The sequence below is a fragment of the Mangrovicoccus sp. HB161399 genome (genome assembly GCF_013184745.1).
GTDB lineage: Bacteria > Pseudomonadota > Alphaproteobacteria > Rhodobacterales > Rhodobacteraceae > Mangrovicoccus.
Genome location: NZ_JAATVU010000004.1, coordinates 115,968 through 129,849, shown reverse-complemented (window position 1 = coordinate 129,849; position 13,882 = coordinate 115,968). Strand labels below are relative to the sequence as shown.

15 protein-coding genes and 1 pseudogene are annotated in these 13,882 nt (G+C 69.1%); 13 read left to right on the top strand and 3 right to left on the bottom strand.

Features of this window, described 5'->3' with window-relative positions:
- The first annotated feature begins 28 nt into the window (after positions 1-28).
- From HCC78_RS03705 to HCC78_RS03670, 8 genes are all read left to right on the top strand, one after another.
- Positions 29-1,324 (top strand): extracellular solute-binding protein, encoded by a 1,296-nt coding sequence (locus HCC78_RS03705; protein ID WP_172327387.1) that lies wholly within the window; start codon positions 29-31, stop codon positions 1,322-1,324.
- Positions 1,325-1,381: 57 nt separating this feature from the next.
- The gene (locus HCC78_RS03700; protein ID WP_172327386.1) at positions 1,382-2,311 is read left to right on the top strand and encodes a carbohydrate ABC transporter permease; all 930 of its coding nucleotides are present in this window, start codon (positions 1,382-1,384) and stop codon (positions 2,309-2,311) included.
- Positions 2,311-3,150 carry a carbohydrate ABC transporter permease gene (locus HCC78_RS03695; RefSeq protein WP_172327385.1) on the top strand — a complete coding sequence of 280 codons (840 nt, stop codon included), beginning with the start codon at positions 2,311-2,313 and terminating at the stop codon, positions 3,148-3,150. The genes HCC78_RS03700 and HCC78_RS03695 overlap by 1 nt, the downstream gene beginning before the upstream one ends.
- A gap of 33 nt (positions 3,151-3,183) precedes the next feature.
- Positions 3,184-3,957, top strand: a complete 774-nt coding sequence (locus tag HCC78_RS03690) for a class II aldolase/adducin family protein (RefSeq protein ID WP_172327384.1) — start codon at positions 3,184-3,186, stop codon at positions 3,955-3,957.
- Positions 3,954-5,234 (top strand): LLM class flavin-dependent oxidoreductase, encoded by a 1,281-nt coding sequence (locus tag HCC78_RS03685; RefSeq protein ID WP_172327383.1) that lies wholly within the window; start codon positions 3,954-3,956, stop codon positions 5,232-5,234. The genes HCC78_RS03690 and HCC78_RS03685 overlap by 4 nt, the downstream gene beginning before the upstream one ends.
- The gene (locus tag HCC78_RS03680) at positions 5,231-6,064 is read left to right on the top strand and encodes an alpha/beta fold hydrolase (protein WP_172327382.1); all 834 of its coding nucleotides are present in this window, start codon (positions 5,231-5,233) and stop codon (positions 6,062-6,064) included. The genes HCC78_RS03685 and HCC78_RS03680 overlap by 4 nt, the downstream gene beginning before the upstream one ends.
- 46 nt (positions 6,065-6,110) lie before the next feature.
- Entirely contained in the window at positions 6,111-6,812 is a 702-nt protein-coding gene (locus HCC78_RS03675; protein ID WP_172327381.1) for a GntR family transcriptional regulator, read from the top strand.
- Positions 6,813-6,971: 159 nt separating this feature from the next.
- A complete protein-coding gene (locus HCC78_RS03670; protein ID WP_172327380.1) occupies positions 6,972-7,625 on the top strand; it encodes a L,D-transpeptidase in 654 nt (217 codons plus the stop codon).
- Between the two features lie 40 nt (positions 7,626-7,665).
- On the opposite strand, the gene HCC78_RS03665 is transcribed toward HCC78_RS03670, so the two are convergent.
- Complete coding sequence (locus HCC78_RS03665; protein ID WP_172327379.1) at positions 7,666-7,968, bottom strand: hypothetical protein; 303 nt, start codon at positions 7,966-7,968, stop codon at positions 7,666-7,668.
- Between the two features lie 222 nt (positions 7,969-8,190).
- Between HCC78_RS03665 and HCC78_RS03660 the strand changes: the two genes are divergently transcribed.
- From HCC78_RS03660 to HCC78_RS03640, 5 genes are all read left to right on the top strand, one after another.
- Complete coding sequence (locus HCC78_RS03660; RefSeq protein ID WP_172327378.1) at positions 8,191-8,490, top strand: hypothetical protein; 300 nt, start codon at positions 8,191-8,193, stop codon at positions 8,488-8,490.
- A gap of 172 nt (positions 8,491-8,662) precedes the next feature.
- On the top strand, positions 8,663-9,370 hold the full coding sequence (locus HCC78_RS03655; protein WP_172327377.1) for an ABC transporter permease: 708 nt from the start codon (positions 8,663-8,665) through the stop codon (positions 9,368-9,370).
- Positions 9,371-9,395: 25 nt separating this feature from the next.
- Complete coding sequence (locus HCC78_RS03650) at positions 9,396-10,148, top strand: ATP-binding cassette domain-containing protein (RefSeq protein ID WP_172327431.1); 753 nt, start codon at positions 9,396-9,398, stop codon at positions 10,146-10,148.
- 50 nt (positions 10,149-10,198) lie between these two features.
- A complete protein-coding gene (locus HCC78_RS03645; RefSeq protein ID WP_172327376.1) occupies positions 10,199-11,020 on the top strand; it encodes a substrate-binding domain-containing protein in 822 nt (273 codons plus the stop codon).
- A 46-nt stretch (positions 11,021-11,066) separates the two neighbouring features.
- Entirely contained in the window at positions 11,067-11,951 is an 885-nt protein-coding gene (locus HCC78_RS03640) for a helix-turn-helix transcriptional regulator (RefSeq protein WP_172327375.1), read from the top strand.
- 9 nt (positions 11,952-11,960) lie between these two features.
- On the opposite strand, the pseudogene HCC78_RS03635 reads toward HCC78_RS03640, so the two are convergent.
- Positions 11,961-12,516: pseudogene (locus tag HCC78_RS03635) on the bottom strand (IS5/IS1182 family transposase).
- 63 nt (positions 12,517-12,579) lie between these two features.
- Positions 12,580-13,854, bottom strand: coding sequence for a lytic murein transglycosylase (locus HCC78_RS03630; RefSeq protein WP_172327374.1), 1,275 nt, complete (start codon positions 13,852-13,854; stop codon positions 12,580-12,582).
- Between the last annotated feature and the right edge of the window lie 28 nt (positions 13,855-13,882).

Genomic DNA, 13,882 nt, shown 5'->3' with positions numbered 1-13,882 from the left:
AGAAGACCCCGACAGGAAGGATTTGACGATGAAACGAGTGCTGTTCGCCACCCTGCTCGGGGGCAGCGCGCTTGCCGCCCTGCCCGCGCTTGCACAGGACGCCGCCTGCAACGGCAAGCCGGTGACGCTGCGCATCCTGCGCACCCCCGGCAACTATCCCTATCCGGCGCCGATGGAAGCCTGGCAGAAGGAGCATCCCTGCGTCTCCTTCGAGATCAACGAGGTGCCCTTCGCCCAGCTCGGAGACACCATCTCGGTCCAGGCGGCGTCGGACGACCCGCCCGACATCCTGGTCTATGACGGGCCGAACACCCAGTCCTATGCCAAAGCCGGCATCCTGCTGCCGTTGACGAAATACCTGCCGGAAGGCTGGGACGATGACATCCTGCCCGCCACCAAGGCCGAGCACAGCTACGAGGGCGAGGTCTATTCCCCGGGCATCGAGCAGACCACGGTCGCGATGTACTACAACAAGGCGCTGACCGATGCCGCCGGGATCGAACCGCCGCAGACGCTGGACGCAGCCTGGACCTGGCCGGAGGCGCTGGAGGCGTTCAAGGCCTGCCAGCAGGGCGAGCCGGGCGCACCGGAGGTCTGGGGACTGGGACCGACCCGCTTCGGCAACGGCCAGCCGGGCCTGGTCTACCAGGACCTCATCTACCAGCGCTCGAACGGCGACCCGGAGGCCGATCCCGAGAGCTCTGCCTGGAAGACCTTCTGGGCGATGGCGCCGGACGGCTCGACGGTCGAGGGCTATCTCGACACGCCCGAGGCGATCGAGGCGCTGACCTTCTACCGCAGCCTCTTCAACGAGGAGGGCGTCGCGCCGAAGGCCGGGATCCCCAACGCCTTCTTCGACGGCAAGGCGTGCTTCTACATCGACACGCCCGCCGCCGGGAACGCGCTCCTGAAGGATCCGGTGATCGACTGGGGCATCACGCCGATCCCGTATTTCAAGACGCCCGTGGTGCATACCGGCTCGACCACCATCGGCGTCACCGCGCGCTCGAAGCATCCCGAGATCGCTGCGCAGTTCGCGGTGGACATGGAATGGGGCGAGTACGCCTACATGAATGTCAGCCAGCGCGGCAACCTGCCGACGCTGAAGTCGCTCTTCCCGCGCTTCCCGGCCTACCAGGACTACCCGATGAAGGTCTTCACCGACCAGCTGGAGCAGTGGGGCCAGCCGCGCCCGCCGAGCCCGTATTTCTCCCAGTATGACCGCATCGTCACCGATGCCATCCGCTCTGTCGCCTTCGGCGGCGATCCCGAGGAAGCAATGGCCGATGCCGAGCGCGAGGTCGCCCGCGCGATGCGCCGCTGACCTGATCCCCCTTGCCGGGCCTCCTGCGGGCGGCCCGGCCCCTTTCCCGGAGTTTCCATGACTGCGATCGACGCCCAAGGTACAGTTGCCGCCGCGAGGGCACGCCGCACGCCGCGGCAGAAGCGGGACGCGCGCGTGGCCTATGTCTTCCTCGCGCCCTTCCTGTTCCTGCTCCTGCTGTTCCAGTACGTCCCGCTGGCGATGATGGCGAAGAACGCCTTCATGGACTATTCGCTGCTGAACCCGGATGCCGCGAAATTCGTCGGGCTCCTGAACTTCTCGGACATGCTCTATTTCGACGATGCCCGCGAGAGCCTGGCCGCGACCTTCCTCTTCGCTCTCGGCGTCGTGGCGATCGTCATTCCGCTGGGCTTCGCGCTGGCGCTGTTCCTCGACAGCAAGCTGCCCGCGCGCGGCATCGTGCGCACCATCATCATGCTGCCCGTCGTCACCTCTGCCGTGGTCGTCGCGACCATGTGGAACTTCCTGCTCGACCCGTCGAACGGGCTGATCAACGGCGTTGTCACCGCCATGGGCCTGCCGCGCCAGCCCTTCCTCACGTCGCCGGACCAGGCGCTCGTCATGATCGCGATCATGACCGCCTGGCAGCAGGTGGGCTTTGCCGCGATCCTGTTCCTCGGCGGGCTTCAGGGCGTGCCGAAGGAGCTGGCCGAGGCCGCCCGCATCGACGGCGCGACCAAGGCGCAGGTGCTGTGGAACATCACCATTCCGCTGCTCTCGCGGACCACGCTTTTCGTCGTGGTGATCATGACGGTCTTCTCGCTGCAGGCCTTCGCGCCCGCCTTCCTGATGACCGACGGGGGACCGCGCGACAGCACCAACCTGATCGTCTACCACATCTACAAGACCGCCTTCGTCATGCAGAACGCGGGCTATGCCTCGGCGCTGTCGGTGCTGCTGCTGGTCATCGTGCTGGGCATTTCGCTCCTGCAGATGTGGCTCCTGCGCGCAAGGTGGAACTACTGATGGCCCGTTTCCGCAAGCCCCTCCTTCTGGCCGCCGTGCTGGCGCTGATCCTCGTCTGCTTCTTCGCGCCCTTCCTGTGGATCGTGTCGAACAGCTTCAAGCCGCAGCTCGGCATCTTCTCCGACGTGACGCCGATCAGCTGGCGGACCTTCCTGCCGCTGGACCCGGTGGCGGAAAACTACCGATCGCTCTTCGCCCGCACCAACATCCTGCACGCGCTGCTGAACACCGCGATCGTGGCGGCGGGGCAGGTGGCGCTGACGCTGCTGCTGTGCTCGATGGCGGCCTATGCGCTGACCCGCATCAAGTTCCGCGGGTCGCAGGCGGTCTTCGTGCTGATCCTGCTGACCTTCCTGCTGCCGGTGGAGGCGCTGCTGGTGCCGCTCTACCAGGTGGTTTCCGGCCTGGGCCTGTCGAACACGCTGACCGGCATCATGATCCCCTGGATCGCCTCGCCCTTCGGGCTGTTCCTCTTGAAGCAGGCCTTCGAGGAGCTGCCGCGCGACCTCGAGGACGCCGCCCGCATCGACGGGGCCGGGCATCTGCGCATCTTCGTCTCGGTGATCCTGCCCAACGTCAAGGTGCCGCTGCTGACGCTCGGGCTCGTCACCTTTCTCTTCTCCTGGAACAGCTTCCTCTGGCCGCTCGTCATCGCGCAGAGCCCGGATGCGCAGGTGATCCAGGTCGCCATCGCCCAGCAGGGGTCGCCCACGCAGCTGCCCAACTGGGGCGAGACCTTCGCCGGCGCCACCGTCGCCACGCTTCCCCTGATCCTGCTGTTCCTCCTGCTGCAGAAATACTTCACGCAGGGCATGGCGATGAGCGGCATCAAGGGCTGAGACATTCCCGCAAGACCTCAAAAGGGACCTGAAATGACCGACTATCCCAAGCCCGACCGCTATTCCGACGAGGAATGGGACGCACGGATCGGCCTCGCCGCCGCCTACCGCATGGTGGCGAAGCTGGGGCTGGACGACCTGATCTACAACCACATCTCGATGCGCGTGCCGGGGACCACGGACCAGTTCCTGATCAATCCCTACGGCCATCTCTTCAGCGAGATCACCGCCTCCTCGCTGGTCAAGATCGACACCAGCGGCAATGTCATCGAGGACACGCCCTACACGGTGAACGTCGCCGCCTTCGTCATCCATGCCGCCGTGCACAAGGCGCGCGGCGATGCCCATTGCGTGCTGCACACCCATTCGGACGCCTCGACCGCCGTCTCTGGCCAGCCGGACGGGCTGCTGCCGCTGACGCAATTCGCGATGCGGTTCTACAACCGGCAGGGGTTCCACGAATACGAGGGCGTGGCCATCGACGAGGCCGAGCAGCAGCGCATCATCGCCCATCTGGGCGACCACCCGGTGATGCTGATGCGCAACCACGGCATCCTGACCGTCGGGCGCACGCCGGGCGAGGCCTTCATGCTGCTCTACTATTTCGAGCGCGCCGCGAAGATACAGCTGCAGATGCAGGCCGCCTGCGCCTCGGGCATCGCGCTGGTGATCCCGGAGCATGACGTCTGCGAGAAGGCCGCGCGCCAGTTCTGGGAGCTCAAGGGCGACATCCTGATCCCGGGCGAGCGCGAATGGCCGGCCCTGATGCGCGATCTAGACCGCGTCGATGCGGGGTACCGGGCATGAGCCGCGAGATGCGCCTCGGCCTCTTCCTGATGGCCACCGGCAGCCATATCTCGGGCTGGCGGATGGAGGGGGCCTGCGACGACTTCGCGGATCTGTCTCAAGTGCAAGCGATCTGCCGCGAGGCGGAGCGCGGGCTATTCGACCTGATCTTCATGGGCGACAACCTCAATGCCGACCCGTCCGCGCATCCCTCCTACTGCTCGCGGCTGGAGCCGCTGACGCTGCTCTCGGCCATCGCGATGTCGACCAGCCATATCGGCCTCGGCGCCACGGCCTCGACCACCTATGGCGACCCCTGGAGCCTCGCGCGCGCCTTTGCCTCGCTCGACCACATCTCGGGCGGCCGCGCAGCCTGGAACTCTGTGACCACCTCGAACCCGCAGGCGGCGGCGAATTTCGGCACCACCCATCCCGACCATGCGCGGCGCTACGAGATGTCGGCGGAATTCATCGAGGTGGTGCGCAAGCTCTGGGATGCCTGGGAACCGGACGCCGTGCCGAAGGACCGCGAAAGCGGCGCCTATTTCGACCCGGCGAAAATCCGTCCGATCGACCACGAGGGCACGTTCTTCAAGGTGAAGGGCCCGGTCAACATCCCGCGCAGCCCGCAGGGACGGCCGCTGATCCTGCAGGCCGGCGGTTCGGAACCGGGACAGGAGCTGGCGGCGAAGCACGCGGATGTCGTCTTCACCGTGACCCAGGACCGCGCCGAGTCCGCCGCCTTCTACAAGGGGCTGAAGGCGCGGCTGGAGAAGAACGGCCGCAAGCCGGAGGATCTTGTCGTTCTGCCCGGCGTGATGCCGGTCGTCGGCCGGACCGAGGCCGAGGCGCGCGAGAAGCTGGCGCGGCTGATGGGCTTCGTCGACGACAAGACCGCGCTGGGGATGCTGTCGGAGCGGTTCAACACCGACCTCTCGGGTGCCGATCTCGACGGACCGATCCCGGATCTGGGCGAGAACGACGCCTATCACGCCTTCGCCCGCGCCATGCTGTCGAAGGCCAAGCGCGAGAACATGACCCTGCGCGACCTCTACGCGCTGGTCGCCGCCGCGCGCGGCCACTGGGTGCTCTGCGGTTCGGCGGAACAGGTGGCGGACACGCTGCAGGAATGGTTTGAGACCGGCGCCGCCGACGGGTTCAACATCATGCCGGGCTGGCTGATGGAAGGCTTCACCGACTTCATCGACCTGGTGGTGCCGATCCTGCAGGAGCGCGGTCTCTACAAGACGGCCTATGCGCCGGGCACCCTGCGCGGCAAGCTGGGCCTGCCCGCGTGACCTGGCAGCTGGCCAGCCGGGCAGGGCGCTTCGCCCTGTCGGACGCGGGGGGCTCCGGCCCGCCGCTGGTGCTGGTCCATGGCTGGGGCGGCTCGTCCGCGCAATGGCAGGCGCAGCTGCCGGGCCTGTCTGCCCGCTGGCGGGTCTTCGCCGCCGATTTGCCCGGCGGGCCGGTCCATCCGCTCGCGGGGCCGGTGTCGATGGCTGCGCTGGGGCAGGGCTTGGCCACGCTCCTCGGTGCCGCCGGGCTCGAAGATGCGGTGCTGCTCGGCCATTCCATGGGCGGGCCGGTGATGGTCGAGGCCGCCCTGGCTGCGCCCGGACGGATCCGCGGGCTTCTCGGGCTCGACACGCTGGCCGACCGGGTGTTCTACGGCGGAACGCCCGCGGCGGAGATCGCCCGCCGCCGCGCTGCCTTCGGCGCGGACCTCGCCGGAGAGACCCGCCGCATGGTCGATGCCATCGCGGCGCCCGCCACGCCTGCAGACCGGCGCGCCGGGATCGTGCGGGACATCCTGCGGGCCCGTCCGGCGGATCTGCTCGACCTGCGCGACGCGCTCTTCGCGTGGGAAATCGCCGCGCGCCTGCCGGGCCTTGCCTGCCCGCTCAGGCTGGTCAATTCCGCCGCGGTCGAGGCGGCCCATGCCGCCGATCCGCTGCCCTGCCTCGCCGCGGTCCCGTGCCGGATCTACGGCAGCGGGCATTTCCCGCAGATCGAGGCTCCGGCGTCCCTGCTGCCGGTTCTGCTCGCCGAATTGGCAGAACTGGCTGAAACCGATGCCGAAACGCCATTCCAGTATACAGCAACCGACCTTCCGCATATACCATGACACCGCCCAGGACGGCACCCTTGCCGCCGGCGGGAGAGGAGAGCCCATGTCACAGATCGCCGAGACCAGTCCCGGGAAACCGGCCCGCCGCCCGTTGACGCGCGCCGAGGAACTTCGCCAGGACCTGGAGCGGCTGATCGTGGAGGGCGAGCTAAAGCCCGGCGACCGGCTGGACGAGACCGAGATCGCGGCGCGCTTCTCGGTGTCGCGCACGCCGGTGCGCGAGGCGATCAAGGGACTGGTCGCGACCGGGCTGGTCGAGGTCCGCGGGCGGCAGGGCACGATGGTCACGCAGCTGTCGATCCCGATGCTGATCGAGATGTTCGACCTGATGGCCGCGCTTGAAGGGCTCTGCGCGCGGCTGGCGGCACGGCGCGCCTCGCGCGAGGAGAAGGCGGCGATGCTGGAAATCCAGGAACGGCTGGAAGCCGCCTTCGAGGAAGGCGACCCGGTGGCCTTCTACTGGATCAACGAGGAATTCCACGACCTGCTCTATGCCGCCGCGCATACCCATTTCCTGGCGTCACAGACCATCGCGCTCCGGCTGCGGCTCTCGCCCTACCGGCGGCAGGTGACCTACCAGCCGGGCAAGATGCGCGCCACGCTGAGCGAGCACCGCGAGATCATCGATGCGATCGATGCCGGCGACAGCGACCGCGCGATGGTGGCGGCCAGCGAACATGTGCGGCTGCTCGGCGACCACCTGTCGGATTTCATCGCCACGATCCCGCCGCACCTGCTGGGCTGAGGCCGCCGGCAGTCCGGGCGTTGCGCCGGCGACCCGCCCCGGCAAGGGCAGGGAGCATTTGACTTGTGTGCAGCACGGAGCTGGATGATCATGCGATCCATCCTAGATCCCATGCGACACGCCAGTTTTTCGTTCACTCAAGCCGGGGGCCGTTTGCCCATGTTGACGAGACGCCATTTCCTGACGACCAGCGCTGCCCTGTTCTCGGCGCCCATCGCCTTTCCCGCCGCTGCCGCAACCGGCGATTGGGCCCGCTGGGATGCGCAGGTCACGCCCGCGAACTACAACCCCGCAACGTCCAATCCGTGGGGCTTCCATCCCCGCTTCCTGCCGCAGACGGTCGAGGCCAAGCCGGGGCTGACGCCGGGCGACATCCATGTCGACGCGGTGGCGCGCTATCTCTACCACATCCAGCCGGGCGGCACGGCCAACCGCTACGGCGTGGCCATCGCCCGCGGGCATCTCTACGAGCCGGGCACCTATTCGATCCGGCGCAAGGCGAAATGGCCGAGCTGGACCCCGACTTCGGACATGATCGCGCGCGACCCGCAGCTTTACGCCCAGCATGCCGACGGGATGCCGGGCGGGCCCAGCAACCCGCTGGGATCGCGCGCGCTCTATCTCTACCAGGGCAACCGCGACACCTACCTGCGCATCCACGGCACGCCGCATCCCCGCTCGATCGGCGGACGGGCGAGCTCGGGCTGCGTCCGGATGGTCATGGCGCATATCATCGGCCTCTACGACAATGTCTCCGTCGGCAGCCGCGCCATCCTGCATCCCGCCGAGCGGACGGTGACCGCCCAGAGCTGAGCCCCCGCCGCAAGGCGGGCGGAGGCCCGGCAGCCGCGGCTCAGCCCGCGTCCGCCGCCTTCGCCTCGACCGCGGCCTGGGTGCAGATCGGCCGCCCCCCGGGGGTCAGCAGCGGCAGCAGCGTGGTCTCCACCGGTCCGGAATATTCGTACCAGTAGCAGCCGTCCTCTGGCAGGACCCGCGCCGTCGCGATGTCCTGGTCCGGGGCTGCCGCCGCCCGCACCGCCTCGGGGACCTGGTCGGGCGTCGCGGAATTCAGCGCCGTCAGCGCGGCGGGATCGCAGCCGGCCAGGCCTGCAAGAAGGGCGGGAAGGAGAAACGCGGAGTGCAAGCTGAAACGCATGGATCCATTTCCGTAAGTCATGACTTTCCCCGAGTGTCGCATCTGCCGCGTCCGGCGCAACCGGGCATCTGCGGCCGAGGGCATCCGGGGCTTTCTTGCATCAGGTAGGCAGATTTGCGGCGCCGTCCATCCCCGCGCCCGCGGCATTCGCCCGGACCCCGCGCCGCCATGGCCGCGCCCCGGCCGGCCGATGGGCCGCGATCCTGGAGAAGTTTCGCGCAATTGACCGAAATCATGGCCGTTTTCCGCCTCGCGCCCTACGCTGGGGACGTGGAAAGGAGGAAGGTCATCATGAAAGAACTGCTCGTACTGCTTGTCGTGGCAAGCGCTCTGGCAGCCTGCAGCGACTTCGCCAACCAGGGCGGCACCTATGCCGGCGGCGATGGCGATGACGGCGGCGGACGGGCTGCGGCCTCGGCGACGGCCGCTTCCGCGCCCGCCTCCGGCGATCCGGCAGCCACTGTCCCGGATCAGGACCAGGATCAGGACCGGGATCAGGACAGGACCCAGGCCGGGAAATAGCGGACGGGCCGCCGTCACCGGCGGCGAGGGGAGCCAGGGGCGACGCAGGCAGGCCCTTGGCGCCCCGCCGTTGCGTGCGGCCCCCGCCGCTGCCGGAGCAATCCCCGCTTGCGTCCTGCGCGCGGTCCTGCATAGTCGGGAGGACGCAAAATTTCCGCGGGGAGGGTAAATTTTGCAGAATATCGCAGAGGCTTTCGGGCTGGCGCTGTCGCTGGTCCTGTCCGGGGAGGCGGATCTCTACGAAATCGTCGGGCTGTCGCTGAGGGTCAGCCTGAGCGCCACGCTCCTGGCCAGCGCCATCGGCCTGCCGGTGGGCGCGCTGGTCGCGGTCAGCCGGTTCCGGGGCAGGGGCCTGGTCCTCGTGGTCATGAACGCGCTGATGGGGCTGCCGCCGGTGGTGGTGGGGCTTCTGGTCTATCTCAGCCTGTCGCGCTCGGGTCCGCTGGGCTTTCTCGGCCTGCTCTACACGCCGGGCGCGATGATCCTGGCGCAGACCATCCTGATCGTGCCCATCGTCGCCGCCCTGTCGCGGCAGGTGCTGGAGGATCTGCATGCCGAATATGCCGACCAGTTCCGCTCGCTCTGCCTCAGCCCGCGCCAGAGCATCGCCACGCTGCTCTGGGACGGGCGCTACGCGCTGCTGACGGTCTGGCTGGCCGGGTTCGGCCGCGCCATCGCCGAGGTCGGCGCGGTGATCATCGTCGGCGGCAATATCGACCACCTGACCCGGGTCATGACCACCGCCATCGCGCTGGAGACCTCGAAGGGCGACCTGGCGCTGGCGCTGGCGCTGGGGATCGTGCTGCTGGTGCTGGCGCTGGGGGTGAATGCCGCGGTGCAGGCGCTGCGCCTGACCGCCGCGAGGCAGGCCCATGCCTGAGGACGTCTCCGTCACCGGCCTCGGCATGTCAGATGCCCTGGCCCTGCCGCCCGCCCATGCCGCTGCCGCCCGGCCCGCGTCGCTCCTGCCGTTGCAGGTGTCCGGGCTGCGGCTGGAGGCCGGGGGCGCAGTGCTGCTCGACGGAGTGGATCTGGCGCTGGCGCCCGCGGGCTGCACGGTCATCATGGGGCCCAACGGCGCGGGCAAGAGCATCCTGCTGAAGCTGCTGCACGGGCTGATCGCGCCGAGCGCGGGCCGGGTCAGCTGGAACGGCCTCGACGCGGCCCGGGCCACCGCGCGGCAGGCGCTGGTCTTCCAGAAGCCGGTGCTGCTGCGCCGCTCGGTCGCCGCGAACCTGGATTTCGTGCTGAAGGCACGCGGCCGCGACCGCAGCCGCCGCGATGAACTGCTGGCCGATGTCGGTCTGCTGGCCAAGGCGCGCCAGCCCGCCCGCCTGCTGTCGGGCGGCGAGGCGCAGCGGCTGGCCCTGGCCCGGGCGCTGGCCACCGGGCCGGAAGTGCTGTTTCTCGACGAGCCGACCGCCAGCCTCGATCCGGCCTCGGTGCTGGTGATCGAGCGGATCGTCGGCGAGGCGCGCGCCCGCGGCACCCGCATCATCTTCGTCACCCATGACATCGGCCAGGCGCGGCGGATCGCCGACGAGGTGGTCTTCCTGCATCGCGGCAGGGTCGCCGAGCACGCCGCCGCCGCCGATTTCTTCCCCGAGCCGCGGTCGCAGGCGGCGCGGGACTACCTGGCGGGCAGGATCATCCTGTGATCCCGCCGGCAGGACCTTCCGGACAAACGGGCAGAGAGGAGCTTCCCATCATGGCCATCTTCAGGATCACCGCTGCCGCCGCGCTGTCGCTGGGCCTCGCCGCAGCGGCACAGGCCGACGACGTGTCGATCATCGTGCAATCCACCACCTCGACGGCGAATTCGGGGCTCTACGACTACCTGCTGCCGATCTATTCCGGCGAGAGCGGCATCGAGGTCCATGTCGTTGCCGTCGGCACCGGCCAGGCGATCCGCAACGCGGAGAACTGCGACGGCGACCTGCTGCTGGTCCATGCCAAGCCGGCCGAGGAGAAATTCGTCGCCGCGGGCTATGGCACCAAGCGCACCGACCTGATGTACAACGACTTCGTCATCGTCGGGCCGGAAGGCGACCCGGCAGGCGTGGCGGGCATGACCGATGCGGAGGCCGCGCTGGAGAAGATCGCCGCCTCCGGCGCGCTCTTCGCCTCGCGCGGAGACGACTCGGGCACCCACAAGAAGGAGGTCGCGCTGTGGAAGGCCGCCGGGATCGACCCCACGGCCGCCTCGGGCGACTGGTACCGCGAGACCGGCTCTGGCATGGGCGCGACGCTGAATGCGGGGATCGGCATGGGCGCCTATGTGCTGACCGACCGCGCCACCTGGATCAGCTTCGGCAACAAGCAGGATTACGCGGTCGAGGTGCAGGGCGATGCCGATCTGTTCAACCAGTACGGCGTGATCCCGGTGAACCCGGAAAAATGCCCCTCGGCCAATATCGCGGCGGCACAGGATTTCGCCGGCTGGCTGCTGTCGCCGGAGGGCCAGCGGACCATTGCGGCCTACCAGGTGGACGGCCAGCAGCTCTTTTTCCCGAATGCGCCCGGAAACTGATAGCATCGCGGGGACGGCGCGCCGCCGTTCCCCCAAGTCCGAGCCGATGACCGACCTGCAGAGCCCGACCCATGAATACCTGACCGTGCGCGAGCTGGCGGAGCTGCTTCGCCTGAAGGAGCGCAAGATCTACGATCTGGCCGCCTCGGGCGAGCTGCCCTGTTCGCGCGCCACCGGCAAGCTGCTGTTTCCGGCCGCCGAGATCCGCGCCTGGATCGAGGGCGCGCGGGGCGGGCGCAGCGCGCCTGCCGCGCCGCGTCCGGGCGTGTTCCTGGGCAGCCACGATCCGCTGCTCGACTGGGCGATCCGCCAGTCGCGCTGCGGGCTTGCGACCTATTTCGACGGCTCGCTCGACGGGCTGGCCCGCTTCGCCGCCGGCGAGGGCGTGGCGGCCGGGATGCACCTGCGCGACACCGGCGGCAGCTGGAACATCGCCGCCGCGCGCGAGGCGGCGGGCGGTCTCGACGCGGTGCTGGTCGGCTTCGCCACGCGCCGCCGCGGGCTGGTTCTGCGCGAGGGGGTCGCGGCGCCCGCCGGCCTGGCCGGGCTGGCCGGGCTGCGGCTCGCGCCGCGGCAGGACGCCTCCGGCACCGCCGGGCTGCTGTCCGACCTTGCGTCGGAGGCGGGTCTCGATCTCGGCAAGGTCCGGCTGGCCGGGCTGGAGCGCACCGAGGACGAGGCGGTGCAGGCCGTGCGCCGCGGCGAGGCGGACGTCACCTTCGGGCTGGAAACGCTGGCCCGCACCTACGGGCTGCGCTTCGTGCCGGTGATCGAGGAGCGCTTCGACCTTCTGGCCTGCCGCCGCGCCTGGTTCGAGCCGCCGCTGCAGGAGCTGATGGCCTTCTGCCGCTCGGAGCCCTTCCGCAAGCGCGCCGAAAACCTGGGCGGCTACGGCCTGTCGCGGCTTGGCCAGGTGGTCTGGAACGCCTAGGGCCGGGGTTCATGCCCAGAAGGTGACGGTTGCCGCGAGAGCGATGGCCTGGAGGAAGACCCTGGGACAGCTGCCGCAGCGGGTTGCAGCACGCCTCCGGTCCCTGAGCCTGCCGGACATGATCTCGATGCGGTCGCGCCGCTTGCCGTGGTTGAAAGGGATCTTGCGTTGCTTTCGGCCCGGAATGCACGCGCGCATGCCCTTGTCCTGCAACGCTTCCCGGAGCCGGCCAGCATCATGGCCGCAACTCCCGGGCCGCCATTTGACGCTGGGCAGGCTGCCGATCAGCGCTCTTGCGCCGGCATGATTGCTCGCCTGTCCGGCGGTGACGAACAGCTCAACCGGTCGCACCGGGCGGCCACAGATGGCGCGGGGCTTGATGTCCATGCCGCTTCCGGTTCGGCCGGTGAGGCGGCCGCGCCCGCCGTGATCTGCGCGAAGATGCCCTTCCCGCTCCAGTGCTTCCAGAGACTGCCGGGCGTTTTTCGAGCTTTCCGTGCGGCTTCGGAAAGAAGCGGGCCAGACGCGCCATGTGCGCGTCCGGCAGCCGGAAGACACCGCTCATGTCACTGCTGTGTCGTTGCAGCCGCGAAGCATGCGGAACAGCACAAACCAAGGCATCCTGACCCTAGCGCAGGCTTGCCTTCATCGGGGCCTCGGGGAAGCAGGTTGCCGCCATGCCGCGCGATTCCTGCCAGCGCCCGATCGAGCGGCGGGTCTTGTACCCAGGCAGCCCGTCCGCGCCGCCGACATCATGGCCCATCCGTTCCAGCGCGCGCTGCATCTGGGCCACGTCCGACCGGTAGAGACCGCCGACATTGCCCCAGGGCGCGCTGAAATCCCCAGCCCCGTACTGGATGCGGTCGCCGACATGGCCGACATAGAGCGCGTAGAGATCGCTCATGTTGTAGTCCTTCAGCACGTAGAAATTCGGCGTGACGATGAAGGCCGGTCCATGCCGCCCGGCGGGCATCAGCAGGAATCCCTGGCCGCGCCGCTCGTTCTGCGGGAAGGGGCGGCCCGAGACGCGGGTGATGCCCATCTTTTCCCAGTTCGAGATCCGCCGCCCCTGGTCGGGTCCTTCCAGAGTGCAGGAAACCGAGGCGGGCACGCGTACCTCGAAGCCCCAGTCCCGGCCCTTCTGCCAGCCATGCTTCGCCAGGTAGACGCCGATCGAGGCAATCGTGTCGGTCTCGGACCGCCAGATGTCGGCATGGCCGTCGCCGGTGCCGTCGGCGGCGTATTGCAGGAAGCTCGTGGGCATGAATTGGGGCTGTCCCAGCGCCCCGGCCCAGGAGCTTTTCATCGCGCTTTCCGGCGCGTGCCCTCCTTCGGCGATCTGCAGCAGCGCGACCAGCTCGGCCGTGAAATAGTCCGGCCGGGTCGACATGAAGCCCTTGGTGCCCAGCACCTCGAAGGCGTTGTAGGGGATGGAGGCGCGGCCATAGCCGCTTTCGCGGCCCCAGATGCCCAGCACGATCCGCCCCGGCACGCCGGTGGCGCGCTCGGTGGCGGCCAGCGCCCTGGCGTGGCGGCCGGCCATCTGCCGCCCGACGCTGGTCGCCCCCTCGAGAGAGCCGCGGCTGAAATACTTGGCGGGCTGGCCGAATTCGGCCTGGCGCTGCTGCCTCGGCGTCGCAGGCTTGGTGCCCGGCGGCACGAGATCGGGCAGGTCCCAGTTCAGCCGCACCCCGGCGAAGGCCTGCTCGAAAGTGGCGCGCGACACGCCCTTGCGCGCGGCCTGCGGCCAGACGGTCTGTTCCAGCCAGCCGCGGAACTGCCGTTCGGCGGCCGCACGGTCGACTGCGGCGGCGGGCAGCGCGAGACAGAGCGCAGCCAGTGCGGCCAGCGCCCTGTGCCGCAGCTTCCGGATGCCTGTCCGGCCGTCGGATATTCCGGTCATGTCCTGCTCCGCCCCCAAGTTTTGCCCC